The 25,548-nt window shown below is 41.5% G+C and carries 18 protein-coding genes; 5 read left to right on the top strand and 13 right to left on the bottom strand.

Annotated features, from left to right (window positions below; genetic code table 11):
* From P1X15_RS15065 to P1X15_RS15025, 9 genes are all read right to left on the bottom strand, one after another.
* Positions 1 to 891 (bottom strand): hypothetical protein, encoded by an 891-nt coding sequence (locus P1X15_RS15065; protein WP_277338957.1) that lies wholly within the window; start codon positions 889 to 891, stop codon positions 1 to 3.
* A gap of 82 nt (positions 892 to 973) precedes the next feature.
* Positions 974 to 4,153: a GEVED domain-containing protein gene (locus P1X15_RS15060; RefSeq protein ID WP_277338956.1), complete on the bottom strand. Its 3,180-nt coding sequence runs from the start codon at positions 4,151 to 4,153 to the stop codon at positions 974 to 976.
* A gap of 277 nt (positions 4,154 to 4,430) precedes the next feature.
* Positions 4,431 to 5,183, bottom strand: coding sequence for a monofunctional biosynthetic peptidoglycan transglycosylase (mtgA, locus tag P1X15_RS15055; RefSeq protein ID WP_277338955.1), 753 nt, complete (start codon positions 5,181 to 5,183; stop codon positions 4,431 to 4,433).
* A 65-nt stretch (positions 5,184 to 5,248) separates the two neighbouring features.
* Positions 5,249 to 6,403 (bottom strand): radical SAM family heme chaperone HemW, encoded by a 1,155-nt coding sequence (gene hemW / locus P1X15_RS15050; RefSeq protein WP_277338954.1) that lies wholly within the window; start codon positions 6,401 to 6,403, stop codon positions 5,249 to 5,251.
* A 27-nt stretch (positions 6,404 to 6,430) separates the two neighbouring features.
* Positions 6,431 to 9,640 carry an OmpA family protein gene (locus P1X15_RS15045; RefSeq protein WP_277338953.1) on the bottom strand — a complete coding sequence of 1,070 codons (3,210 nt, stop codon included), beginning with the start codon at positions 9,638 to 9,640 and terminating at the stop codon, positions 6,431 to 6,433.
* Positions 9,641 to 9,646: 6 nt separating this feature from the next.
* On the bottom strand, positions 9,647 to 11,800 hold the full coding sequence (locus P1X15_RS15040; RefSeq protein ID WP_277338952.1) for a thrombospondin type 3 repeat-containing protein: 2,154 nt from the start codon (positions 11,798 to 11,800) through the stop codon (positions 9,647 to 9,649).
* Positions 11,801 to 12,317: 517 nt separating this feature from the next.
* Positions 12,318 to 13,640, bottom strand: coding sequence for a hypothetical protein (locus P1X15_RS15035; RefSeq protein WP_277338951.1), 1,323 nt, complete (start codon positions 13,638 to 13,640; stop codon positions 12,318 to 12,320).
* A gap of 491 nt (positions 13,641 to 14,131) precedes the next feature.
* Positions 14,132 to 14,311: an Arc family DNA-binding protein gene (locus tag P1X15_RS15030; protein ID WP_277338950.1), complete on the bottom strand. Its 180-nt coding sequence runs from the start codon at positions 14,309 to 14,311 to the stop codon at positions 14,132 to 14,134.
* 98 nt (positions 14,312 to 14,409) lie between these two features.
* The gene (locus tag P1X15_RS15025; RefSeq protein ID WP_277338949.1) at positions 14,410 to 15,261 is read right to left on the bottom strand and encodes an SPFH domain-containing protein; all 852 of its coding nucleotides are present in this window, start codon (positions 15,259 to 15,261) and stop codon (positions 14,410 to 14,412) included.
* Between the two features lie 280 nt (positions 15,262 to 15,541).
* On the opposite strand from P1X15_RS15025, the gene lysS reads away from it, so the two are divergent.
* Positions 15,542 to 17,251: a lysine--tRNA ligase gene (gene lysS, locus P1X15_RS15020; RefSeq protein WP_277338948.1), complete on the top strand. Its 1,710-nt coding sequence runs from the start codon at positions 15,542 to 15,544 to the stop codon at positions 17,249 to 17,251.
* A 437-nt stretch (positions 17,252 to 17,688) separates the two neighbouring features.
* On the opposite strand, the gene P1X15_RS15015 is transcribed toward lysS, so the two are convergent.
* The gene (locus P1X15_RS15015; protein WP_277338947.1) at positions 17,689 to 18,849 is read right to left on the bottom strand and encodes a cysteine desulfurase family protein; all 1,161 of its coding nucleotides are present in this window, start codon (positions 18,847 to 18,849) and stop codon (positions 17,689 to 17,691) included.
* Positions 18,850 to 19,039: 190 nt separating this feature from the next.
* Here P1X15_RS15015 and P1X15_RS15010 point away from each other — a divergent pair, with 190 nt between their 5' ends.
* Positions 19,040 to 20,008, top strand: coding sequence for a YheT family hydrolase (locus P1X15_RS15010; RefSeq protein ID WP_277338946.1), 969 nt, complete (start codon positions 19,040 to 19,042; stop codon positions 20,006 to 20,008).
* A 31-nt stretch (positions 20,009 to 20,039) separates the two neighbouring features.
* Here P1X15_RS15010 and P1X15_RS15005 read toward each other — a convergent pair whose 3' ends face one another.
* Together P1X15_RS15005 and P1X15_RS15000 are read right to left on the bottom strand one after the other, a co-directional pair.
* Positions 20,040 to 20,297 carry a hypothetical protein gene (locus tag P1X15_RS15005; RefSeq protein ID WP_277338945.1) on the bottom strand — a complete coding sequence of 86 codons (258 nt, stop codon included), beginning with the start codon at positions 20,295 to 20,297 and terminating at the stop codon, positions 20,040 to 20,042.
* A gap of 43 nt (positions 20,298 to 20,340) precedes the next feature.
* Entirely contained in the window at positions 20,341 to 20,865 is a 525-nt protein-coding gene (locus P1X15_RS15000; RefSeq protein WP_277338944.1) for an NADPH-dependent FMN reductase, read from the bottom strand.
* 197 nt (positions 20,866 to 21,062) lie between these two features.
* Between P1X15_RS15000 and P1X15_RS14995 the strand changes: the two genes are divergently transcribed.
* The 3 genes from P1X15_RS14995 to P1X15_RS14985 all read left to right on the top strand — a co-directional run bounded on the left by P1X15_RS14995 (position 21,063) and on the right by P1X15_RS14985 (position 23,916).
* On the top strand, positions 21,063 to 21,737 hold the full coding sequence (locus tag P1X15_RS14995) for a bifunctional 4-hydroxy-2-oxoglutarate aldolase/2-dehydro-3-deoxy-phosphogluconate aldolase (protein ID WP_277338943.1): 675 nt from the start codon (positions 21,063 to 21,065) through the stop codon (positions 21,735 to 21,737).
* 73 nt (positions 21,738 to 21,810) lie between these two features.
* Entirely contained in the window at positions 21,811 to 22,350 is a 540-nt protein-coding gene (locus P1X15_RS14990; protein ID WP_277338942.1) for an RNA polymerase sigma factor, read from the top strand.
* A 30-nt stretch (positions 22,351 to 22,380) separates the two neighbouring features.
* Complete coding sequence (locus P1X15_RS14985) at positions 22,381 to 23,916, top strand: outer membrane beta-barrel protein (protein WP_277338941.1); 1,536 nt, start codon at positions 22,381 to 22,383, stop codon at positions 23,914 to 23,916.
* Here the strand turns inward: P1X15_RS14985 and P1X15_RS14980 are convergent.
* Positions 23,913 to 25,460 (bottom strand): 4Fe-4S dicluster domain-containing protein, encoded by a 1,548-nt coding sequence (locus P1X15_RS14980; protein ID WP_277338940.1) that lies wholly within the window; start codon positions 25,458 to 25,460, stop codon positions 23,913 to 23,915. The genes P1X15_RS14985 and P1X15_RS14980 overlap by 4 nt on opposite strands.
* Positions 25,461 to 25,548 lie beyond the last annotated feature (88 nt).

Raw genomic sequence — 25,548 nt, 5'->3', positions numbered from 1 at the left:
CTACTTGACTATTCTAGTGACAATAGGAATACATTTGGCAGGTGGGCAATTCTGAGGTATCGTTACTGATACTGTAGCGGTTCCTTGTCCTGTACCAGCACCGCAATCACCCGTTACACTGACAATTTCATAAGTGGTATTAGTGTTGGGTGATACTAAAATATTTTTAGTAGGTTCTTGAGCTGTCAACGTTACTTGAATATTTCCTGATAAAGTAACTTGGGCTGGCAATACGTTATTTTGAGAGGTAACTGTCAGGGTAGCATTTTCCCCTGAGTTGATTGTACCGCCTCCTGAGAGCGCTACCGTAGGATTGGCAGGACATTGATTGGTAATAGAGGTGAGAGTACCCTGAGTTATCTCTTGGGTAAGAGATACTCCCTCTGGGTCACCGGGGTTTTCGTAAGCTCGTGTCACAATAGTGGCAGGGTTAGATGCACTTAGAGTAAGATTATAGCATTTACTTGTATTGCCAGCGGTACTAAAAGCAATGCATCCGATGTTTTTCCAGTTGGTATCTACGGTTGTTCCGGCTCCTCCTATGTCCGTATTAACTACATTGATACTTAAAGCACTGGTAGGATCTCCGTCGGTTCTGGTGATGGTCATCGTGGCGTATGATCCTCCACTAAAGGCTCCTCTACTTCTAATGACAGGAGTACTAAGCTGGTTGTTTTGATAAATTAATAAAAAGTTGGCATTGCCCATCACAAAAGCACTATCGGGAGAGGTAGCGCGGATTTCTACACAGACAACTACAGAGTCTTTGGCACAATTGTAGGCTCCATGTACAAGTCTTACCTCATATCTTCCCGGAGAATTTTGAGCTTGTAGCAGTGCCGAAAAAAACAGAGCGACTGCGAAAAAAGAAAAAGTGAAGAATTTTTTCATATTTGATGAATTGAAAATATGGTTCAATTTTTGAGGGCTCCAAAAGTATCTATTAGGTATATTGAAGCAATTTTCATGCCAATCAAAAGTTGACTCCTGAGAATTTTCCATTATTGACACGCCATAGTATGTCGTCGATTGCATTAATGTCGCCATTTAGATTGTAATCAGTTGATAAATACCTTGAAAATTTTCCATTATCAATACGCCATTGAGACGAGTCATTGGCATTTATTTCTGAAAAACTATTTTTTCTAGCATCTCCAGCGTATAGACAATATACTAATCCGATTTTTTTCTGTCCTGATGCAGGGATGTTGATTGGTATATAAGATTGTTGCTGTGTAAAATCATAAGTGATTTTGTTGTCTACAATTGAAATAGGTTGGTGCGAAGCAGCTCCTATGTGGTTTCGATGCTCAATGACAACATAATAAGAAAGCGACGGGTTGAGCAGAGGGCAGGCAGAAACTAAGCTCACCTCACCATTGTTACGAAGTAATGCTGCCGTCTCATATACCTTTGAACTAGTATCTGAGACATTGGTACGTAAAGATAAAAGCACCCAATCTACCACGTTGCTATTATAAGAAGCTACAGACTCATTACCGGGATAGAACCACGGGGCTGAGGAGTAAGGCTGTCCTGCGGGAGTTGGTACTCCTAAAGAAGTATCAGTAGGAGTTTGCCCAGGCAATAACCCTTTTTGATTTAGAAGAGAAGGCATTTGAGAGCCATTCCACAAACCTTCCAAATAAACTTTTATGGTAGGACAAGCAACCTCATAAGTAGGTGCGCTTACGTTTACTTGAATCAAAGCTCGAGGGCCTTCACAATTGTTGATAGTCTGTGATACATAATAGTTTGCGGTACCTGTGGTAGCTGTGGAAGGTGTAGGAGCAGATGGTAAAGCTGTTCCTCCTGAGAATACATTATACCATTTCAGATTTTGTCCTGTGGCTGTTAGTGGAACCGCTGTTTGACCTTGGGTATAGTTAACAGGGCTTGTAATAGTAGGGGGAGGTGGGGTTGCAAAAGTAATCACATCAATTTGGCTACGAGAGCTTTCGCAATTATTGACTGTTTGTGATACCCAATAGCTGATTGTCCCTGCACTAGTTGTAATGGGAGTAGGTGCGGTGGGATTTCCTACTCCCCCAATGGCAATAGTATACCATTTGAGGTTGGAGCCCGAGGCAGATAAAGGTAAAGCAGTTTGATTTTGACAGTAAGCAATAGGGGTCATAGCTGTCGGAGCTGAAGGGAGTGCGTTGATAGTGAAGCTACTCGTTTCACTTCCGACTACTACTGGCGATATGGCATTTACTTTTACTTTATACCCTGTGCCGGATGGGGTAGAAGGAGGAAGGGTTGCAGTCAATGGGCTGCTGCTACCTGTTGTAGGAATATTAGCGAAATTGTTGCCGTTAAGGTCAGAAAGCTGTACTACATAGGTCGCTGAGGGTAAATTGGTAGTAGTAAAGCTCACACTGATAGTTTGTCCTGCACATACAGTACTTGGACTAACGGAAGTGGTAGTAATAGTAGGAGGAGGTGCGGCTGCCACCATTAGGCTATAATCGTGAACTTCTCCAAAATCTAAAAGGCCACATGGTGGAATAAGCGCACTACTAGGACCGAAATTGTAAGTAGATCTTACACGCATTCTGACTACTCCCGCCGATACTGCTATGGGAATCGTAAAGGAACCAGATGCAGTAGGGTTCATCCGAGGCATTTGAGGAATACTATCACTCCTATACACCCGTTCTTCTAGTTCAAATAAGCCATCTCTATCCCAATCTATCCACACAGATAGATGTTGGTCATAAAAAAGACCACTGCCATTGTGAGTCGCTCTGGCAAAAAAAGTGTAAGTAGTTCCAGCCACTACATTGTAGTTGGTACTAGTAAAATCACCATAATTGCTAGGAGAGCAATTGGTATTGGGGTGATTGATGATAAAAGTAGACCCTTGTTTTAGTTCAAAGTCATCAATCAAAACAGGGGTAGGATCACACAGCGTATTATAAGTGGCTTGACAATAGTTAAGTGCTGTCGAAATCATATAGACACTACTGTACTGGTCGGTAGAGTTAGAAGCCTTGACTCTATAAAAGTAAGTTGTAAAAGCAGTAGTAGTCTGATCCAAAAATGTAGTCACATTGGGCGCTAACCCTGCAATGGGGATAAATCCTTCTGTGTTTGAGACACTTGAGCGTTCTATAATAAACCCTGTTTCATTGGAGGAGTTGTCAGTAAATGAAAGTGATATGCCAGACATTCCTATGGTGGCAGTGAGATTGCTAGGGACATTGATGCCTGTTACGAGTGGCCCACATGTAAGTGTATACTGATTGCCGCCATAAGTGCGAAGAAGTAATCCATCTTGCATTCGGGTATACTGCCCATTAGTAAAAACATTTCCGCATGTAATGGGGTAATAAGACATGATATTGGAGAGTGAAGGGTTGTATAGGTTTCCTTGAGGATCGCGGGCTGTTCCTTGAAAACTACAACCAAACAAACTTAATGAATCTCTTCCGAATGGGTCAGCAGGTGTGTCACAGAGCAAATCGCCAGTGGTAGCGCAGTTTGCACCTTGGAGCGGATCACGTGTCACATACTCTCTTTCAGTGAGATTACTTGCTGTGCTATTTTGAAAAGTATGTAAAAGGTTGAAATAATGCCCTAATTCGTGGACAAGAGTTCGGGTGTCAGTAGCATTGCTGGCTTGAACAAAAACCCTATTACTTACACTTAAAGTACTAGGCATATATGCGTATCCAGAAACCGCTAATGACCCAAATTGGATAGTGTTGGGGAAGTATAAATTGAGGGCATTGGGGACATCATTTGCAGCGCATAGGGTACCTTCATCGGCTGTATTAAAATCAAAAAAGGCGCTATTGTTGATGTAGTTGACCGTACCGCAAAAATAAAATTGAATATTAATATTGATGAAGTAAGTATTAGCTTGATTAAGAGCTTTGTTTAAGTCAACTAAAGATAGGCCACCAGTTCCATTCGAAAGCCGTAAAATATGTGCTTTGATAGGGATATATTGTACAGTATGGTTGGCTATTTCAAAGTTTTTGGCAAGCTGTTGTTTTACCTTTAAAAGTAATTTTTCTCTCTCTACGATGCTGCTTTGTGATTCATGAGGGTTACCACAAGGAATTGTTTGTCCTTTTGCCTTTGGGGAAAGCAAAATACAAGCAGCTATCGCTAGCCAAACAATATACTTTAAATGTACTATCATACCCTACTACTAAAAACTTGTGAAATGTGTCGATAATTTGAAAAGCCCTTTATTCTGGGCTTTTGACGTTTTTCAGAATTCTTAGTGAGCCTCGATTGACAATTGCCACATTAATCAAAATAATGGCAAGTAATAAATCATAAGGCTAAATGAATTCTTCATATGTAGGGTACGCAGAAGTTATGCTCAATAACTATGCCAAAAAATTCTAAAAAAAAGAAAGAATCTTATAAAATAATTATTTGTAAATGAATGGCTGTTTTTAGTAAACAAAAGTTTATAGGCTGGCAATGTAATCGCGTCCAAGCATACGCATTTGACGGGCTATTTGTTGTGTACGCTTCTGGACATAATTGGAAGGATTTTTGGCGGAAAATCGCAGCGGACTGGGCAAAACCGCTGCAATTCGCGCTGCTTCTGTACGGGTGAGTGCGGAGGCAGATTTATTAAAAAAACGTTGGGAGGCAGCTTCATACCCAAACGTCATTTTGCCAGTTTCGGCGACATTAAGATAAACTTCTAAGATGCGTTTTTTGCCCCAAATCACTTCAATCAACAGCGTAAAATAAGCTTCTAATCCTTTTCGGATGTAACTACGCCCTTGCCACAAAAATACATTTTTGGCTACTTGTTGGGAGATTGTACTCGCTCCCCTGATTTTTTTTCCTTTAAGGTTGTATCTAAACGCATTGTTCATAGATTTGAAATCAAACCCCCAATGCTCAGGAAAAAGCTGGTCTTCGGAAGAAACAACCGACAAAGGAGCTTCTTTTGACATCTCGTCGAACGAAGTCCAATCAGAATAAATTTTACTATCACGGCCATCGGCGATTGCTTCTATTTTGCGGGCTATCATGAGGGGAGTGACCCATACAGGAACAAATTTGAGAACCGTAACCCAAAGGACTGACCCAATAAAAAAGTACAACATACCTTTCAAAACAATACGAGTTACTACTGATTTCCAGCTACGAGTGGGAGTAGATTTGGGAGAAGGAGCAGTAGTAGGGCGAATTCGATTGACAGCCATATCAGAGGGTTAGAGCGAGTTTTAGTATTTCTAAATACAAAAATCGGAAAAAAAGGGAGAATCTTTCAAACCAAAAACAAGTCGGCAGCAATACGGTCGGCAAAAAGTCTCCCTGTACGAGTGAGAAAGAGTTTATTGTTATCTAAGTAAAGCCATTCTTTTTCAACAAACGACTTGAGGTAATGTTTTTGTACTTCTAGGAAGTTTATTCCTGAAATTTCCTGAATAATACCCAAATCACACCCCCAAATCGTACGGAGACTTGTCAGAATATAATCGTTTACTTGGTCGAAGGGAGTAAGTACTTCTATTTCGAAATTGAGGGTTCCTGTTTGTAGTGATTTGAGATACTGTATGTTATTAGAGATATTATACTGACGTGTGCTACCATTGAAAGAATGAGCACTTGGCCCAATGCCGAGGTAGGGGCGGCGCTTCCAATAGCTACTATTATGGATAGCATACTGATGATTTCGAGCAAAATTTGAAATCTCGTATTGCTCAAAATGATGATTTTCTAAATACGCTACCATAAGCTCAAAATGACGCGCTGATAGTTCCTCTTCTACACCCTGGATTTTGCCTTTCCTTAACCAGTTTCCCAAGGCTGTTTGAGGCTCAATGGTCAGATTATAAGCCGAAATATGGGGCGTTCCAAGCCCTACGGCCATTTCCAAATCCTTTTCCCATAGGCGAATGTCGTCACTATCCGTGGAGGACGAAATGCCTAAATGTTTTTCACTCATGCCATAAATCAAATCAATCGTCAGGTTGTCGAAACCACAGTCTTGTGCTAGCTTGACACTTGAATAAGATTGTGAGGCATCATGAGCGCGGTTCATAAATCGCAAATAAGGCTCATGAAAAGACTGTAGGCCTATACTGAGCCGATTTACGAAGGGTTTCAACGATATTAGCTTTTTATAACTCAAATCATCAGGATTGGCTTCAAGCGTAATCTCGGCATCCGTTTCTACCTGAAAATAAAGGTGAATAGTCTCAAAAATTTTCCCTAATTCTTCGACAGTAAGCAAGGAAGGTGTACCACCTCCAAAGTAAATAGTTTGGAGGGTATTGTGGGGTAAATAATCTTTTTGAAGCGCGATTTCATGACAAATAGCGGTCACCAAATTGTTCTTTGACTTTAGGTTTGTACTAAAATGAAAGTCGCAATAGTGACAAGCTTGTTTACAAAAAGGAATATGAATGTATAAGTGCATACGGCAAAGTTACGCAAATGCCCCTCCCTAAAGTACGGTAAACTCTACACGACGATTTTTTTTCTTGTTTTCTTCGCTCGTATTAGGTGCGATAGGGTCGAGGCTCCCTCTTCCTACACTTTGCAACCGCTCTTTAGTGATTCCTTTTTGAATCAAATAGGCTTCTACTGACTGGCAACGCTCCTTGGAAAGTTTTACATTCAAATCAAAATCTCCGACATTGTCGGTATGGCCTTTAATTTCGATGCGAATCGAAGGGTTTTGGTTCATCACTTCTGCAAGGGCATCTAATTCTGGATAAGAATCGGTACGTAAAACGGGGCTACTTTGGTCAAAATAAATGTTTTTGAGGATGATTGCCTTTCCTTTTTCAATCTTACCAAAAGTCTTGGATTCGATGACCGTAGGACTACTAGCTACCGAAGAAGCAGGAGGAGGAGTTTGTACAATTTTGGGGATTAAAACAAAGGTTTTCTCCAACTCTCCATCCGAAATCCACTTAAGGGTTTCGATACGGGTGTTGAAGTCTTCAAAACCATCTGCTTTGATTTGCAGCGCGTATTGTTTGGTAGGCTGTAATGAATATTTGAATTTACCGTTGGCAAGAGATACAGGTACCTCGGCTTTGGTTTGTAAATCTATCACTTTCAATTGTGCTTTGGCTACGACACCTCGGTCTTTGCGAGATACCACTCCAAAATCAAACTCATACGTAGACCTGGGTACACGCAAGGTAAGACTTGTACGATTGATGAGCGAATCCACAAAGGCAAAAGCAATGGGTTTTTCGTCAATTCCTTCGCCTAATAGTTTTAGTTCAAAGCGTTCACCTTCTATTCCTTTCACAAAAAACGGAGTAGGTCGCTCAGTGGGCTTACCGTTGATGGTAGCTTTGAGGTTAAGTTCTTCGCCCGTGTAAGCATCCAATACAATAAGTTTTAGCTCCTTTTCTTTTTTCTTGATAGGTACTAGCTTAAACTGTACGATAGTTTGGTGCTGCAAATCCTTCAAGGTTTGGGTGGCAGTCTGAAAACCTTCTGCTACGCATTCTACGGTATAATTGGCCTTGGAGGGTAGCTTGGCAGTAGCTTTGCCTGTAGCATCAGCGTTAAGTTCTAATACACGTTTTCCAGAGGCATCTAAGACATAAATACGAGCAGAAGCAATGGGTTGGGCATTTTCGATGTTGTAGGCTTCGGCAGTGATAAAATACTCATCCGATACAAGACGAAGCTCTAAATCATAGATTTTGTTGCCTTCGGAAGGAAGTTCAACTTGCAAAGTTTTAGACAAGGGAAAATAGCCCTTGGTTTCGCCTGTGATTTGAAAGTTGTCATTTGAAGTAAGGGAAACTTGCGCTTTTCCATTGCTGACTTGAAGGAGCGTTTCTTTGCCTGTGGCTGATTTGACACGAGCTACTCCACTCAAAGGCTGATTGGTTTGTGCATCCACCATTACGATATTGAGCACACTAGGTAAGTTTTTGGCAAGTTTTACCGTAACGCGTTTGTCTTGTGTCAGTTTAGGGATATCGGCACTAAAAGGCAGAAAACCACCGGCTTGTACGGTAAGCCCAAATTCGTCCCCTTCTTTGACTTTGATGTAAAACTCATTATTTAACATTTCGGATTTCAAAGAAATCGGTTTGCCTTCTTTGTCTTTCAAAATCACTTGAGGATTGGCAATGAGTTCGTTGGTTTCTTTATCCACAATCCGCAATATCAGGGCGTATTCGACAATCAACTTGCTATCATCGGGTTTTTGTCCTTCAGCAGATACTTTTACGGATTGAGTAGATGGCGAATCAGCTACAAGCTCTACTTCTTCCAATGCTTTAGGCGTAGTAGTGGAGGGTGGAGGAGTAGGAGGTGAGGAAGGCGTGTTGGTAGCAAGTACGGGAGTGTCTTCTTTCTTTTCAGTAAGCGGCGTATCTAGCTCCACAATCGCTACCGTAGGTCTAGAAGGATTTGTGGAGGAGCTAGAGGTTTTGTTGGTAGCAAGAGAGGGAGGATTCGCGGTCGTACTTGGCAATTTTTGAAGCAAAAAATCGCGAGAAATTACCTCGCAGTTTTTGTGAAAATCTTTAGTGATAAGGATATTTTTTGTGAAAAACTCCGCAAGATTAACCGAAAGTTCGTATTCGCCCGTAATGGGAACAAGCGCCGTAAAACGTCCGTCGGAGGGATTGTTTTCTAATACCGCTACCGACTGCCCCGAGGCCACTTCTTTGACCACGATAGTGGCCGCAATAGGAGCTTTAGTTAGAGAATCTAAAACATAGCCTTGTACAGTGGCAATCTTAAACGGACGGAGTTCGTCCGGAACGGGGGTTGTAAAAATATCGCCATTACTTACAAAATACATCAAATCGCCGCAAGGGCTTATGGCCACAAACAAGTCAGATTTTTTGGTATTAACAAATTCCAAAGGTTGTGGTTCTGACCAGTTGCCGTTGTCTTGCAATACTGATTTATAAAGGTCAAAATCTCCTTTGCCCGATTTTTTGATGGAAGAAAACACTAGCGTGCGGCTATCGGCCATGATGCGCGGGGCTTTTTCGCAGTCTAAGTTGACCGGTGGAGGAAGTTCAAAAGGCTGTTTCCATTTTCCATTTCGGCCTTTTTCAGATACCATGATACGGTAACATTGCTTTCCATTAACATTTTTACCAACATCCTCACGGGTAAAATACAGCCGTTTGCCATCAGGTGATACACTCGGGAAGCCTTCATAGCCTTCTGTGTTGATAGTGGAGCCGATATTGATAGGCTTGCTCCAGCCGTTTTTTTCACGTACTGAGTAGTAAATGTCTTCTCGACCGTATCCACTTTTGCCGAAATTGGCAAAAAAGAACAAAGTATTACCATCGTAGCTTATGCTGGGGCCGCCCATAACGGGCGTCATCATTTCGCGGGCGTATTCGTTGATAGGGGCAATGTGGTTGGGTTTCATCCATTCGCCCGAAGGATGAAGTTTTACCTCATATATTCCAAAAAAGTTGGCCTCATATTCATCAAGTATTTTATCTGAACGCCCTTCTGAATTAATTTGAGGGACTTTCTTTGCAGCATTCACAAACAACCCGTATTTGTCAGACTGAAAAATGAGTGTTCGCCCGTCGGCACTGATAGAGGGAGCATATTCGATATGTTCGGTTTCATTGATGGGGCTAGGGAGGCGTTTTCGCCCTTGTCCCCACATTATAAATGGTAATAATAATAGCAGTAATAATCTCATGATTAATTAAGGTTTATTAATAAATCTGAGGAGTATGCCTGAGCCGTTGGTGCTGAGTTGAGGCTCAACGGTAGTTTCGTATCGCAGCGAACCCAATGTTTTTTGGAGTACTGGCAACAATTCCGCCTTGAGATTTTCGGCTTTAGGGCCTGCAAATACCACATTTAAGGTAGTGGAAGGATGTTCGTTAAGCCAGTTTTTGATAGCCGTCAAATCAGGTACTTCGTTGGCCGAAGCTGTTAAAAGCTGAGTTGATAATGTTTTTAGTGAATTGTTGAGTGTAGTACTAAGAGCAGGGTCGGATTTGAAAAATACTTTAGGCAAACATCCGTCCAAAGATTTCCAACCAGCCTCCTCGGGGCATGAGTCGGCATTGTCGGCTAGGCCGTCATTGTCTTTATCAGGGCAGCCGCCATGTTCAGGAGCGCCTTTTTGGTCAGGACAGCGGTCGTCTTTGTCGGCGATGCCATCGCCGTCAGAGTCGGGGCAGCCACGCAAGAGTTTAGAGCCTTTTACCTCTGGGCATTCGTCTTCTTTGTCCATTAAGCCATCGCCATCAGTATCGGGGCAACCACCAAATTCTGCTAGGCCAGTTTTATCGGGGCAAGCATCTTCACTATCGGGGATACCGTCATTGTCGGTGTCGGGGCAGCCGTTGAATTTTTGTGGGCCAGCGGCGTTGGGACAAGCATCATTTTTATCAAAAATACCGTCACCATCAGAATCGGGGCAGCCGTTGGTTTCTTTGGGGCCGGGGTGTTCGGGGCATTGGTCATCAGCATCTTTGATACCGTCGCCATCACGGTCGGGGCAACCTTTGAAAGTCCAAAGTCCGGCTAAATCGGGGCATTCATCTCGTTTGTTTGAGACGGCATCTCCGTCAGAATCCTTTATTTTTTTTGCCCAACCCTGAATTGAGAAACCTGCATAAATAGTAGGCGCGGGGCTTTTGCTGCCAAAAAGAGAATTGATACTTTCGGTGCCAAAAAACAGCCCTCCTAATTTAACATGAATCCCTACGGCCCATTGTTTGGTATCTCTCCAGTAGCTAACAGGCATCGAAAATTCGGCCCCGTCTTTTTCAATTCGAGGGGTAAGGGCTGCTAGTAAAAAAGGATTATAAGCGTTTGCTGTTTTTTTTGCGCTATTCACTAGGGCATTAAGGTACCAGCCCTTTTTGCCTAGTCGTACATCCACATTGGCCGTAAAGATACTAGGAAGTTTACGGGAAAGATTGTCGCGCATTTGGGCTGTCCCCTCTGTAAGAAGAAGTCCCCTCAGATCTTTGACTAAATTTTCTTCACCAAATTTGGTGGGTACGATATGATTAGTAAAAGCTGCATCACGAGATTGTAAACCGTTGTAAGTAAGAGACCCATTGTCTAGCAATGATAACCCGACTCTTACTAAATATTTGTTTTCGGTGACATCATAAAGTTCTTTCCCGTCCATTTTATAGAGATAATTTTCAGGATTGGGAATGAAATCATAAATAACCCCTACATCAAACGCTCCTCCTCCGTTTGCTTTGGGAATTATTTGGGACCATTCAAACGGCTGATTAAAACCCGATGATGCCCCACGAATATTTCCCGAAAAGCCAGTGCTTCCGATATTTCCGTTGGCATTGAGACCGTCATAAAATACTCCCCCCAGAAGTTTGTAAGTAGCTCCTGCTCTGAGTCGGTGATTTTTGTGGGAAAACACCGGCAGGGCATACGACAACGCAATTTCATTGAAGGCTTCGGTTTCCCAAATCCCATTGATAGTATTGGTACTCTCAGAAGTACCAATTTTAAGGCTAGCGGCGCGGTAGCGAGTGGTGATTCCAAAGGCGTGAGAATTAGGCAATTGAAGCATAAAGCCCGGTCCTCTTACATCCGTATAAGTGGGTGCCCAAGTTTGTTTATTGAGTTTTAGGGATGTTCCCGAAAAAAGCACATAGTCGCTTGGATAATCTACTTCCTTCACTCCACCGCGTGTATAAATAGAGGCTAGATTGACTTGCCATCCAATCCGTGAATCACTCAAGGAGGCAGGGTTTAAATAACTCCCTTGAAGACCGGCGTAGTTGTTGAATTGCCAAGCGCCTACTTGCGAAAAACCTAAATGTGAAGATAACAAAGCGATTCCGCCTACTAATAGATGTTTCAATTTCATACTACTAACAAAAAGGTATATTTTGACCTCAAGTTAGCAAAAATGAAATAGATGTACTTAAAAAATTATCTAGCGGTGGAGTCAAATAAACGCTTGAGGATAGAGGCGTTGTTGCTATTTAAGGAATATAGGTTTGTTGTACCGCTTAGGGTTAGGGGCTTTGCGATGGGAGTTTTTAGCATCCCGAAAACTTTTGGGATTTAATCGAAGAACGAAGTGGCCGCCGCGCGGTTGAGCCTTGACCAAATCACCAAGTATGTAAAGTTCTTTTATCAAGTTGTGGTCTGTTGCGATGTTTTCCTAAAATAGCTTCTAACGTTGGAGGCTTGGCGCAGTGCTAGAATTGTTGCTGTGTCTGCCCGGCAACTGAAGCCGATTAAAAAACTGAAGTTGAAGTCAACAATTAAAACCCAAATAGAATTCGGTCTAGCCCGATCTTAGCTGATAGTATTACAACTGTCGATTGTTATCCCATCCGCCAGTCTTGCGGCAAACCTTTTGTTGGCTGTTGGGCTTGTCAGTAGAGGTAGTCAATTTTATGGAAAAAAGATTCAATAAATTTCCATTGTCCCCCTTTGTCACCGAAGACTAAAATTTCCCCGTTTGGTCCATCATAAATGAGTCGCAATGTGATTTCTTTGTTGTATTCTTTTTCTTCGTAAATAATGTCAACAGACAGAGTGACTTCTGTGATTGCTGGCGAACAGTCTTTTATATTCGTGATAGCATAATCTTTTAAAATTTTGTTTTGAAAGATTTTTCTAACCTTACCTGCTTCTTTTCCCCAATTGATTTCTCCTTTGGTAAAAAAATGTATCTGTTTTGCGATTGCTCCATAGTTTTTACTTTTCCAATTTTCTATGAATGATACAGCTTCTCTTTCAGGTGTAAACACTTCATAATCATTTGGTAAACCTTTTGGCGGAACGTTAACTCCAATTTCAAGATTCCTTGCTGACCATTCATCTACTTTCCGACTAACTTCCCTATTCCTTTTTTGACTTTCTGTATGATTTTCAAGTGTCGTTTTTAATTCATTTATACTTTCACTAACACTAAGTTTTGGTTCATCTGGTGGCGGATTCTTTTTGCCGTCTTTTACAGCCTTCGCCCAATCATTTAATGCAAAAAGAGCAGCCCAACATTTTGCAGCAACAGTTTTATTTGCATAGTTAATGTCTCTGCCATGAAGAATTCCATGTCTATAAGGCATAGTAATTTCCTCTTCTGTTGTTCGCTTTCTCGTGTAGTTAAAAATTTCTTTCAAAGTTGCTAAACCTGAACTATGGGCTGCAATAGAATCCCATGCGGTCAAGTCTGTATTCTCCGCAAAAAATCCTTTATTTCTATCAACATCATTTACACCACCGTCTATGACTAATAATAAAACAGGAATACAAGCATAATATTTTTCTGCTATTGTGTCCTCGTAGGCTGCTTTGATTAACGAGTACCTTATAGAAAATTCCTTAGTGCCTTTAAGTTGGTATGTCAACCATTGCATTTTGTCTGAACTATAATAATTGATAAGTTCTTGTTCCGCTAATTCAGTATGTCCTTTTTCTGCAAATTCAATACAAGTAAGCATTAAATCACAATTCATCGATTCATGTGCTATCCAGCCTTTTTGGGAAAAATGGTCATTGAATTTGTCAGGGCTTTTGGAAATCAGGTCAAATTGTTTTTGAATGTCTGCAAAAGGTTCAAAAGCTTCTTTTAAGTCTTTAGAATTTGCTCCAAACAATGAAAATAAACCTGTTAGCTTGCTTAGTGCATCTGCCCCATCAAGCTCTTTCTTTAATTTTTTATGTGAAGGATTATCTTCTATTCTGTCATTCATCTTTCAAAGTTTGTAGGGTGTCAAATAGCCTTGCAGCCAACGGGTAGGCAATAGCCAAAGCCATTTCGACTATTCCCCAAATATACTCACTTTCAATAAAACGTAACTAATATTTTTTAGTGCTTTTGTGGGACTTGTTCCCCGAATTGGGTAGTAGCCAAACAAAAAAGAGAAGCTTAATTTTCCATCAACATGGGTCATCGCGAATTTAGATGATTCAAAAAAGACCTTCTGATTTTTGTTTGAGTAGTTACAAACTCTCAAATGTAAACAGAAGGTCTTTTTATGCTTGGTAACTATCCTTTTTACAAATGCCCTTTGATTTTCTCTTCAAGTAAGCTTCTGTTTGACTTCTCCGAAGTCATTTGTTTTTTGTGCTTGTTAGCTACAAGCCTTGCGCCTCTCCGAGGCAGAATGCCGTTTTGGAAGCATAGCTTCTATTTGATACCTCTTATATGCTAGCTGTTACGCTCGGAAAGACTCCTAAAATTTTATTCAGGAGTTGAAGGGGGCGATTGTTTGCTAGCCTTCCGCCGCTTGCGGAGCGCGTCGCTCAAGAGGTATTCTATTTGACCATTTGTACTTCTAAATTCTTCTTGTGCCCATAGCTCAAGTTCTTTCAACATCTCGGGGCTGATTCTGAGTACAAATGCTTTTTTTTCACTAGCCATCGTAAACCTTTATCAAGGGTGATTGAGAAGCAAAAATGTCAGAAAAGCCCTTTCTTTCAAAAGAAACTTTTCTGACCATCACGCTATTATACGAAAGATTAATTGTAGAGTGTGCCCGTATTGACTACGGGACTGACGGATTTTTCGCCACAAAGAACTACCAGCAAGTTGCTGACCATAGCGGCTTTGCGCTCTTCGTCGAGATGTACAATTTCTTTTTCGGAGAGTTTGGCGAGGGCCATTTCTACCATGCCTACGGCACCGTCCACGATTTGTTTGCGGGCTGCTACCACAGCCGAAGCTTGCTGACGTTGAAGCATAGCCCCGGCGATTTCGGGTGAGTAGGCCAAGTGGCTAATGCGAGCTTCTAGCACGGCTACGCCCGCACGTTCGAGGCGTTCGTTGAGCTCTTGTTCGAGCATCTCATTGATTTTTCCGGAGCCATCGCGCAAAGTAATCGTGGCATCTTCGTCTTCGATAGTATCGTAGCAGTACATACCCGCTAATTTTCTTACGGCGGCTTCCGACTGTATTTCGACGAATTTTTGGTAGTCATCTACTTCAAAAACGGCTTTGGCGGTATCTTCAACGTTCCAGACCACTACAGCAGCGATTTCGATAGGGTTGCCCATTTTGTCGTTTACTTTCAACTTTTGTCCGTTGAGATTACGAGCCCGGAGGCTTATTTTCCGGCGGCGATAGAGAGGATTGACCCATCGCAATCCATTTTGCTTCATGGTGCCGATGTACTCTCCAAAAAAAGTAGCAACGGCGGCTTCGTTGGGGTTGATAACGGTAAGACCAGCTGTCATGATGACCCCTGCAATAAAAGTAAGGGCGGCCAATGCACCAGCATTGCTAGAGGCAAACATGCCCCCAAAAAGCCAAAGCAATATGCCTAAAACAACAAATACATAACCAGAGGCGGAGGTAAGTTCTTTTTCTTTCATGCGAGTATATTGATATTAAAATGATATCACAATGATAGTTTGTTTTGGGACTAAAAACTTGTGAATTTGGACGAACGGTCAGCCTGCTTTAAGAATGGTGAAAAGATAAACTCTCTTGAAAAGTTTGATAAAAGGCAGCCCATAATCACCAATAGGCTTAAACAATCTCTCAACGAAACCCGTTATTTTTCTTAATTTTGCCAGATTGTTTTTAGAAGCACAAAAAGACTTCTTATACGAGTAATAAAGCGGTGATAAAACCCGCAAAATACCAACACTAATGCTAAGCGAACAGGAATTATTGCGCCGACAAAAGCGCGAAGAATTGATGAAAATGGGGATAGACCCCTATCCAGCCGAGATGTTTGAGGTCAATGTTACCGCGGCTGATATTCATAAAAACTACGAAAACGATAAGCTTAACTATAAAAGTGTCGCCATTGCAGGGCGTTTGATGAGCTTTCGCATCATGGGAAGTGCTTCTTTTGTAGAGTTACAAGACAGTACAGGGCGTATTCAGCTTTATTTTCGCCGTGATGATTTGTGCCCCGGAGATGACAAAACGCTTTACAATACGGTTTTTAAGAAACTACTTGATATTGGCGACATTATCGGTGTAAAAGGGTATGTATTTACAACCCAAACGGGCGAAGTTTCTATTCATGTCCAAGAGTTTAAGATTCTCAATAAATCTTTAAAGCCTCTACCTGTGGTAAAAGAGGCCGATGGCAAAACCTACGATGGCTTTACTGACCCAGAACTGCGCTATCGTCAGCGGTATGTGGATTTGATTGTGAACCCTCACGTGAAAGATATTTTTGTGAAACGAGCCAAAATCATCAGCACCATGCGCCGCATTTTTGATGATAAGGGTTGGCTCGAAGTAGAAACACCCATTTTACAGCCTATTCACGGGGGAGCAACGGCGCGGCCTTTCAAAACCCACCACAATACGCTTGATATGCCTTTGTATATGCGTATTGCCAACGAACTTTACCTCAAACGCCTTATCGTAGGAGGTTTTGACGGCGTATACGAGTTTGGAAAAATGTTTCGCAACGAAGGCATGGACCGTACTCATAATCCTGAGTTTACTTCTTTGGAGTTTTATGTGGCTTACAAAGATTATCATTGGATGATGAACATCACCGAAGAAATCCTCGAAAAAGTGGCTTTGGCGGTACATGGCACTACAAAAGTACAATCGTGGGGCAACGAAATTGATTTTGCGGGGCCTTATGAGCGATTGAGCATTTTTGAGGCAATTGAGAAGTTTACGGGAGTCAATGTAGAAGGTAAAACCGAAGAAGAGCTTATCGCTCAATGTAAACAATGGGGTATCGAAACCGATAGCACTATGGGCGTAGCGAAGCTCATTGATGAGATTTTTGGGGCTAAAGTAGAGGATAACCTTATTCAGCCTACGTTTATCATCGATTATCCCGTCGAAATGTCGCCATTGACCAAAAAGCACCGTAGCAAACCAGGTCTTGTGGAGCGTTTTGAGTTGTTTATCAATGGAAAAGAAGTAGCTAATGCCTATTCGGAGCTAAATGACCCTATCGACCAACGTGAGCGTTTTGAAGAGCAGTTGCGTTTGGCCGAACGTGGAGATGAGGAAGCAATGGCGATGGACGAAGATTTTATTCGCTCATTAGAATACGGAATGCCTACTACTTCGGGCATCGGCATCGGGATAGACCGACTTACCATGATGCTTACGGACCAAACAAGCATTCAGGAAGTATTGTTTTTCCCACAAATGCGCCCTGAAAAGAAAGTAGAAATGGCGACTGAGGCTGACTATGTAGCGCAAGGTGTGCCCGCAATTTGGGTACCTGCTTTACAAAAAATGGGCTTTTTGACCATTGAGGCTCTCAAAGAAGCGAATCCCAATAAAGTATTTAATGACTTGGGAGGGTTGCGCAAGAAGTTGAAAATCGATGCATCAATGCCTAAAAAAGAAGAGGTAGAAGCGTGGATAGCTTAATATAAATAAAAAACATGAATCCTTCCGAAGTTAGGTGATTCATAGATGAGACCTTCTGATTTGTGTTTTTGAGTAAGTACAAAAAATTCTCAAATGCAAATAGAAGGTCTTTTTATGTTTATCATAGTAGTTATGGTAGCTATCCTTTTTATAAATGTCGTTTAATATTCTGCTGAGGTTTGACTTCTCCGAAGTCATTTGTTTTTTGAGGGGGACTTTTCAGCTACAAACCTTGCGCCTCTCCGAGGCAGAATATGAGAATGTTTTTATGTAAGAATGGCTTCGGAGAAGCCTAATCTTTGTAGCATGGAGTTTTCTCATTTACAATAAGGACTTCGTAGAAGTCAAACATAAACCTTTTTGACGACAAATTTTGACGTTCTGTCGGGCTATCATACTCTCCAATCTTTAGTGTATCTCTTTTTCGATCAGCATTATCAAACTGCTACGGTTTTATACATTTCAGCGACGGTCTCTACTGCATAGTCTATTTCGGTTTCAGTATTGTATTTCCCAAACGAAAAGCGAACATTCCCTCGGTCAGGGCTAACGCCCAATGCTCCTAATACATGTGAGCCTACTTCTGAGCCACTTGAGCAAGCACTACCCCCGGAAGCAGAGATTTTGGCGATGTCTAAGTTGAAAAGCAACATATCGCTAATGTCAGAGGCTGGAAGGCTAACATTCAATACTGTATAATTACTAAGTTCTAGGTTGTCGCAATCTCCGTTGAAGCGTACGCCCTCTATCTTATCGCGAAATCCTGCAATCATTCTTTTCTTTAGCGTTTCCAGATGTTGGCGATGCGCGTCCATATCTCGATAAGCAATTTCAAGTGCTTTGGCTAATCCTACAATTCCATATACATTTTCAGTACCGCCGCGCATATTGCGCTCTTGAGCGCCGCCATAGATGTAAGGAGTTATTTTGATGTTATCATTCACAAACAAAAAGCCTACTCCTTTAGGACCGTTGAATTTGTGAGCAGCGCCCACTATAAAATGCGTTTTGAGGTGTTTTAAATCATGTCTCAAATGTCCCATAGTTTGTACTGTATCACTATGAAAAATGGCGTTGTATTGTTCACATAGATTTCCTACTATCTCCAAATCCAACAAGTTGCCGATTTCGTTGTTGCCGTGCATGAGCGATACCAAAGAGCGCGGCGAAGTACGAAGCAATTCTTCCAAATGGTTTAAATCTACATGACCTTTGGCGTCGAGGTTTACCATGCTGAGTTTTATTTTCCCTGCTTTTGCTAGATGTTCTAAAGTATGCAATACTGCATGATGCTCTAGCGGTGACGAAATAGCGTGGGTAAGTTGATAGCACTCTATGCTACACGTGATGGCCGTATTGTCGGCCTCTGTACCTCCTGATGTAAAGAAAATCTGAGCCGGCGACGTGTTGAGCAAATTAGCTACAGTTTTGCGAGATTGCTCTATGGCTGATTTTACTACTCGTCCATGACCATGGATAGACGAAGGATTGCCGTATTGTTCTGTCAACCACGGAAGCATGGCTTCGATTACTTCACGGTCGATAGGGGTGGTAGCGGCATTGTCCAAATATACACGGTCGGAAAGAGAACGTATCATCGTGATACAGAGTTTATAGTTGTTGATTGTATATAAAAAATCTAACCGCAAAGTTAGGTCTAAAGTTCTACTCTATCAACCTATCGGATCAACGGACTAATGAAGTTTAGGAATAAATTCAGAATAATCTTTGGCAAGTACAAAAAGGATTTCTGAAAAAATACTTTCAACTTTGCAAAAACATAAAACCATGCCCATTATTCGTCAGTCTTCTTATCCGGGTGCTCCACGGTATTTGTTTAATGGTCACTTACAGACAGTTGTACCTAGTTTGTTACGAAAGGTTGAAGGAGTAGTGTATGAGCGAGAGCGGTTTACGCTTTCTGATGGGGATTTTGTGGATATTGATTGGATTGACAAATCCAGCAAAAAACTGGTCGTCTTAACGCACGGGTTGGAGGGGGACTCTCATCGGCATTATATGAAAGGGACTGCCAAACTTTTTGCGCAGCACGGATGGGATGTGTTGGCGTGGAATTGTCGTTCGTGTAGCGGAGAAATGAATCGAGCCTTTCGGCTCTACAATCATGGCGAAATCGGAGATATAAGTGAGGTCATCAATCATGCGATTTGTACCAAAAATTACGAGAGGGTGGTGTTGGTGGGCTATAGTATGGGCGGCAACATTGCCCTCAAATATGCCGGTGTACAGGGTCGAAATATGCCTGACATTATCCGTGGGGTTGCAGCCTTTTCAGCACCTACCAATCTCAAGACAAGTGCCCAACTGCTCGACCTCCCTTCCAACCGTCTTTATCGAGAAAGGTTTATGAAAAAATTGGTCAAGAAAATGGCGCATAAAGCGGCGCTTCATCCGGGTAAGATTGACTTGAATAATCTACAGAAGGTGAAAGTCTGGAAAGATTTTGATGATTTTTTTTCGGCCCCTATTAATGGATATCGCGATGCGAATGATTTTTATGAACAAGCCTCGGCGGCCAATTTTATTAAAGATATCAAAGTCCCCGTGTTGATTTGTAATGCTCAAAACGACCCCATTCTCAATGAAGATTGCGTGCCTAAATCTTTGGCCGAAAAGCACGATTTGATTTTTGTTGAAACGCCCAAGACAGGAGGGCATGTGGGTTTTTTGGTCAAAAACGACGAATATACCTGGGCGGAGAGAAGAGCACTAGAGTTTTTAAATCCAAGGTCATAGACCGCCGCCGCTCTATGACCTTGGTGTTTTTTTAAGCGAGATGCTTTTTGAGGATATTTTCAATCATGTCGCCGCTCACATAAATCGGCTTATCGGTGATTGTCACTTTTAGGGTGCTGTTGTCTACCAAATACTCTCCCTTTACCTTACTAATACCGGCGGGTAGCGAAAACGAACCCTTGAGGGGGTCGCCACTCATGGTGCCATTACCTGCTTCGATTGCTTTTTTTGCTTTTTCTAAGATTTTGTCGGAAGGACCCTCAAAAGGAATATCAAAACTGTGTGCCATATGTCAATGATTTTATGGATGATAAATTTGGAATGGCGGCAATTTAAAAATTTACTAACAATTCTGCTTGTTCGTGGATAAGTCTGTTGATAAGATTGTCTTGAATGCTACCTTCAACAAAGTTTTTTTTCATAAACGGAATCTTGACGCGTTGGGCGAGTACATTCATACCAAGGTAGTTAAATACATCATTAAGATGACTCAGCGCCAAGGCTCCTCCTTGCATACCATCAGAAATTCCTACTAGAGCTGCTTTTTTATGGAGCAATTCGCTCGGGTAGCTCAAGCCATCAATAAATACTTTCAAAGCACCAGGATAAGAATTGTTGTATTCAGGGACAATAAAAACGTACTTATTTGACTCATGCATCATTTGTCGAAAGTTATTAAACGTTTCGTTTTTACCATTATTTTCATACAATGCCGTTCTTATAAAATCATCAGGAAGATCAGACAGGTCTAAAATCTGACTTGTGGTATTTAAGTTGGTGAGTAATTTCTGATAAAACTCGGCCACTTGTTTTGACTTAGAACGGCGGCGATTGGTACCGACTACAATTGTAATCATTAGTGATTAAGAAAAAGTTGTTTTTGAATTAACTAAAAAGGAACCTTAAATTGTTCACCCAAAAGACTCATTTAAGTGCTTAAGGGTATATATTATTCATTGTTTGTGTTGATAATCAGTGATTTAATGAAAATGATTATCCTTGTTTGATTCTACTTAATTACATTTATTTTAATTATAAAACTATTTAATTTTTTATGGCTCGCTTTTCTCGTCTTCATGTGTATCAAGTAATGCATCAGGTTCCTTTGGTTCCGTTGTTTAGTAATAACGACATAGATATCTGTAAAAATGTTTTGAAAGCTAGCTACAAAGCAGGAATAAGAGCATTTGAGTTGACAAATAGAGGTGATTTTGCGCATGAGTTATTTGCAGAGCTAGTCAAATTTGCGCGGCAAGATTATCCCGATTTAGTACTAGGAGTAGGCACTATCATTGACCCTGCTACCGCGGCACTGTATTTGCAGCTAGGGGCCAATTTCATTGTAAGTCCTAGCTTTAATTCGGAAGTAGCTAAAATATGTAATCTCCGCAAAGTAGCGTATCTGCCAGGCTGTGCTACCTTGACGGAGATTTCAAATGCAGAGGCATGGGGTGTCGAAATTGTCAAGTTATTTCCTGGCGATAGTCTCGGACCATCGTTTGTGAAAGCCCTCAAAGCACCGATGCCTTGGACTACAGTGCTAGTGACAGGTGGCGTAGAACCAACCGCAGAAAGCTTAAAAGCGTGGTTTGGGGCGGGAGCCGATGCAGTCGGAATAGGCTCGCGCCTATTGACTCCCGAAATCCTCAAAAATCAAGATTGGGAAGCTTTGGAAAAAAGAATAAGTGAGGCTTTAAGGCTAATTGAACAATTGAAGATGAAGGCCTAAAGTTTTTTAAATTTTTGCTGTGTCATTCCAACTTTTTTGTAATTGCTAGCGTCTTGTGAGTATAACGGCATACATGAAAGATGAACGAACGTTAGTAGAAGGGTGTCGAAATAAAGACCGCATATCCCAGCGAACGCTCTATGAGCGCTTTGCCGGGCGGATGTTTGCGGTCTGTCAACGCTACACACGTAGTCGTTTTGAGGCTGAAGATGTGCTTCAGGAGGCATTTGTAAAGGTTTTTAGTCAAATTCACACTTTTCGTTATGACTGTCCTCTCGAAGCATGGATAAAGAGGGTGGTTATTAATACTGCTATTTCATATCTACGCAAAGAAAAACCTTATTTGGAGCAGGCTGATGTAGAAAATCATATGGAAGTAGCCTCCGAAACAGAAACCGCACTTTCGGGTATTCAGTACCAACAGCTACTAGCCATGGTCCGAGAGTTACCGCCAGGATGTCAATCTGTATTTAATCTCTACGCAATAGAAGGGTATCAACACAACGAAATCGCGGAAATGCTAGGTATATCAGAAGGTACATCTAAATCGCAATATGCTCGGGCAAAACAATTATTACAAGCCAAGATATTGGAAAGTGCAGAGAGGAAGTAAGTAAGAAAAAAACAAGTTTGGAATTGAGAAATGGATACGGCGGAAGAAAATAATTTTGAGTACAACTGGCGCAAAGCTTTTGAGGAGGCCGAAGAAGCTCCTCCGGCTTCAGTGTGGGCAAAAATTGAGGAAAGATTGGACGAAGATGAAGAGCGGGCCTTAATTGTACCTTTTTGGAAAAGTGCTCAGAATATGAGATGGCTTGCTGCAGCAAGTGTAGTGCTCATAATGATATCGGTAAGAGTAGGGTGGCTCAACCAAACTACCAGTTCTCCAAATGATATTGCTCAAAGTGGTGCAAAAAGTAAAATTGTAGAAAAAGACAATAAAATATCAGCTCCTGATGGGCAAGCTTCTGTCGCCCAGATACCACAAACAAGTATTATAGCAAGAGAAGAAGCTGCTACGTCTTTAAAATTATCTAAAAAACAAGACTTGGCTTTGTCTCCCCAAAAGTCTCAAAAAACATTGAGAACTAACTCGCAAAATGTGAGTTCTGATATTGACTCCCAAAATGAGAAACTGTCGCCCACCTTGGAGACTACTACTATAGCTATAGCATCTAAAGTGGAGGCTCGAACTTCTAATGGCGTTTCTCATTCTAACGTGGAAAATACAAGTGCGGAGGTGGTAGCAGCAGCTACTAACCAAGATATTATATCCATATCACGTTCTATTAATTCACTTTCTATCAAAAATTTGCAAGACTTGCTGGGACTTACAGAACGGCAACCGTGGGTAGCTTATCAAGAGGTGCCCAGCGAGTCAGCAAATAAGAAAAAATCACTTCCTAAAGAATATTGGGCCTCTGTAGGAGTAATGCCAGCAAGTTATAATGCAGGTGTCTCTATTGGTGGAAATGTTCCTAGCAGAGCATTTAATGCATCGGGGCAGTATGCCTTGGCAAATGTCACCAATCGAAGTACTACCAGTACCAATCGTTCGTCACTTTCGTATGCTTTACAATGGCAAGGGGGGCTTCAACTCAACCAAAGATGGTCTCTGGAAACAGGGCTGAATTATTTGCAAGGAAATTCGAGGTTTGAAGGAACAAGCGGATTTGATGCTTTTAGCAATAGTTATGTTAACAACTTGGAAGCAGCCGTAAATTATAGTACTAATAACTCCAAGAACGTTGCTAGTGATTTTCCGGGACTTATCACTGACAAATCACAAATTCAGACTTTGGCTACTACCCAAAGCATCAGTAATTCTTATCAATACCTTCAAGTACCTGTACAAGCTGGATATGCAATCATTAAAGCCAAAAGCAAGCTTTCATTGTGGGTGCTGGGAGGAGTGGTAAATAATATTTTTCTACGAAATAGTTTCGAAACTGGACAGGAGCGGGTAGTGACTGTCAGCGGGGCCGATAATCCCTACCGTACATTGTCGTTGTCGGCTAGTACTGGATTGAGAGTCCAATATCGTATGAATAAGCATTGGACTACTTTGGTAAGTGGCAATTATCAGCAATCATTAGGTTCTACAACGCGAGCGAGTGCAGTTTTTGAAGCTAAGCCTCAGCTATTTGGATTAGGGGCAGGGCTTCGTTATGGGTTTTAGGATTGGTGATGGGTCATGTCATTGCCAAGTAATATTTCAGGGGCAATCATGACCCGCGAATTTTCTGAAGCATTTTCAAGGTTAAGGACGCCGCGAGGGCATACTGCGGAACACATCCCACATCCTACACAAGAAGATCTCACAATATCTTGGCCACGTTGGGCATAAGCTCGTACGTCGATACCCATTTCACAATAAGTAGAACAATTGCCACACGAAATACATTGGCCGCCATTGGTTGTGATTCTAAAACGTGATTTCTTTTTTTGCCATAAGCCTAAATAAGCCGCCAAAGGGCACCCAAATCGGCACCATACTCGATTGCCCATTAAAGGATAAAAACCAGTTCCTACCACTCCTGCAAAAATGCCTCCAATCCAAAATCCGTAGGCAGAACGAACGCTATTGCTATCCACAAAAAGTACATTGGCCGAGCCAGTAAAATAGGTGTAGAGTACCATAGCGGTCATCACTACTGCAAATACTAGTACTCCATGAATAAGATAACGTTCTATTTTCCAGGATTTAAGGGATTTGTCAGAGAGCTGCCGATAGGGGTCACCAAGGGTTTCGGCAAGGCCACCACATCCGCACACCCAAGAGCAATACCATCGTTTTCCAAAAAAATAAGTCATGATAGGAACTCCCACCAAAAAAAGCAAGATACCCCATACCAACATAAAAATGCCCAAACCCCCACTCTGAATCAGGCTGTTTAGGTGATAATCAAAGAAGAAATCATAATCTAAAGGCCAGATATTTTTGAAGTCGTAGTAAGGCTTGTTAAGGCTGACCAGTATTTCTGGAACGATGAAAGCAAAGGCTGTCTGGAAAAATATAACAGACAAGGTTCGCCATTGTTGATAGCGGCTATGACGGTATTTGATAAGCATTCTGATACCCATTACAGCTACACAGAGTGTATACAAAAAACCGTATAAAAACCATCGACTTGCTTCGCCGCCATTTAATGATTGGCTGATTGGGTCAACCAACATCGTCCAATTGACCAAATATTGGGGATAATAATAAAGAAGAATGTAGAAAAAAATCAGAAAAGTGCCTACTCCCCACCCAATCCATCCACGAGAAGTTGCTGCATTTTGAAAAATATGGTTGTTTTTGATCCCTGCAAGCTGTTGGATGTCAGGAAGTATGTAGAGAAGTATTCCTATAATGGATAAGCCAAAGGTCAAAAACAGCCACAACAAAGGTTGGGTTTTGAGCGGGCCGTTAGCGGATGCTTTTGTAATATTAAAACTATATTCGTCATAAATGACTTTGTCCCACTGTTGAGCAGCTTTATAAGAGTTATTAAGACGATTGAAAATTTGGTCAAATTCATAAGTAAAACGCCATCCGTTGGTGTAAGTTTTGTTGAGCAAAGGTTGTAAGGCTTTTCCCAAAGTGGCTTGATGCTCTGGCTTAAGATTGTTTTCTAAAATCGTTGTCGTAAGCCTAAATTCATTCATTGACAAAGTATAAAGCCACAATCCAAAGCCTAACAAGAAAATAATTAGACCCAAACGCTGAATGGATTTCATCTTTTATGATTTTGTGATTTGTTGAAATATACTTTGAAAGTAGCGAAAAAGATTGGATGATAAAGAAAATATCAAAGAAAGAAACACA

The sequence above is a fragment of the Runella sp. MFBS21 genome, from assembly GCF_029433105.1.
Classification (GTDB): domain Bacteria; phylum Bacteroidota; class Bacteroidia; order Cytophagales; family Spirosomataceae; genus Runella.
The sequence above is the reverse complement of the archived record's forward strand: the minus strand, read 5'-3'. Positions and strand labels throughout refer to the sequence as shown.

What these genes read in the sequence shown, in the direction of transcription:
- P1X15_RS15065 (WP_277338957.1), bottom strand. Translation starts at nt 891, where the DNA reads ATGAAAAAATTCTTCACTTTTTCTTTTTTCGCAGTCGCTCTGTTTTTT.
- P1X15_RS15060 (WP_277338956.1), bottom strand. Translation starts at nt 4,153, where the DNA reads ATGATAGTACATTTAAAGTATATTGTTTGGCTAGCGATAGCTGCTTGT.
- mtgA (WP_277338955.1), bottom strand. Translation starts at nt 5,183, where the DNA reads ATGGCTGTCAATCGAATTCGCCCTACTACTGCTCCTTCTCCCAAATCT.
- hemW (WP_277338954.1), bottom strand. Translation starts at nt 6,403, where the DNA reads ATGCACTTATACATTCATATTCCTTTTTGTAAACAAGCTTGTCACTAT.
- P1X15_RS15045 (WP_277338953.1), bottom strand. Translation starts at nt 9,640, where the DNA reads ATGAGATTATTACTGCTATTATTATTACCATTTATAATGTGGGGACAA.
- P1X15_RS15040 (WP_277338952.1), bottom strand. Translation starts at nt 11,800, where the DNA reads ATGAAATTGAAACATCTATTAGTAGGCGGAATCGCTTTGTTATCTTCA.
- P1X15_RS15035 (WP_277338951.1), bottom strand. Translation starts at nt 13,640, where the DNA reads ATGAATGACAGAATAGAAGATAATCCTTCACATAAAAAATTAAAGAAA.
- P1X15_RS15030 (WP_277338950.1), bottom strand. Translation starts at nt 14,311, where the DNA reads ATGGCTAGTGAAAAAAAAGCATTTGTACTCAGAATCAGCCCCGAGATG.
- P1X15_RS15025 (WP_277338949.1), bottom strand. Translation starts at nt 15,261, where the DNA reads ATGAAAGAAAAAGAACTTACCTCCGCCTCTGGTTATGTATTTGTTGTT.
- lysS (WP_277338948.1), top strand. Translation starts at nt 15,542, where the DNA reads ATGCTAAGCGAACAGGAATTATTGCGCCGACAAAAGCGCGAAGAATTG.
- P1X15_RS15015 (WP_277338947.1), bottom strand. Translation starts at nt 18,849, where the DNA reads ATGATACGTTCTCTTTCCGACCGTGTATATTTGGACAATGCCGCTACC.
- P1X15_RS15010 (WP_277338946.1), top strand. Translation starts at nt 19,040, where the DNA reads ATGCCCATTATTCGTCAGTCTTCTTATCCGGGTGCTCCACGGTATTTG.
- P1X15_RS15005 (WP_277338945.1), bottom strand. Translation starts at nt 20,297, where the DNA reads ATGGCACACAGTTTTGATATTCCTTTTGAGGGTCCTTCCGACAAAATC.
- P1X15_RS15000 (WP_277338944.1), bottom strand. Translation starts at nt 20,865, where the DNA reads ATGATTACAATTGTAGTCGGTACCAATCGCCGCCGTTCTAAGTCAAAA.
- P1X15_RS14995 (WP_277338943.1), top strand. Translation starts at nt 21,063, where the DNA reads ATGGCTCGCTTTTCTCGTCTTCATGTGTATCAAGTAATGCATCAGGTT.
- P1X15_RS14990 (WP_277338942.1), top strand. Translation starts at nt 21,811, where the DNA reads ATGAAAGATGAACGAACGTTAGTAGAAGGGTGTCGAAATAAAGACCGC.
- P1X15_RS14985 (WP_277338941.1), top strand. Translation starts at nt 22,381, where the DNA reads ATGGATACGGCGGAAGAAAATAATTTTGAGTACAACTGGCGCAAAGCT.
- P1X15_RS14980 (WP_277338940.1), bottom strand. Translation starts at nt 25,460, where the DNA reads ATGAAATCCATTCAGCGTTTGGGTCTAATTATTTTCTTGTTAGGCTTT.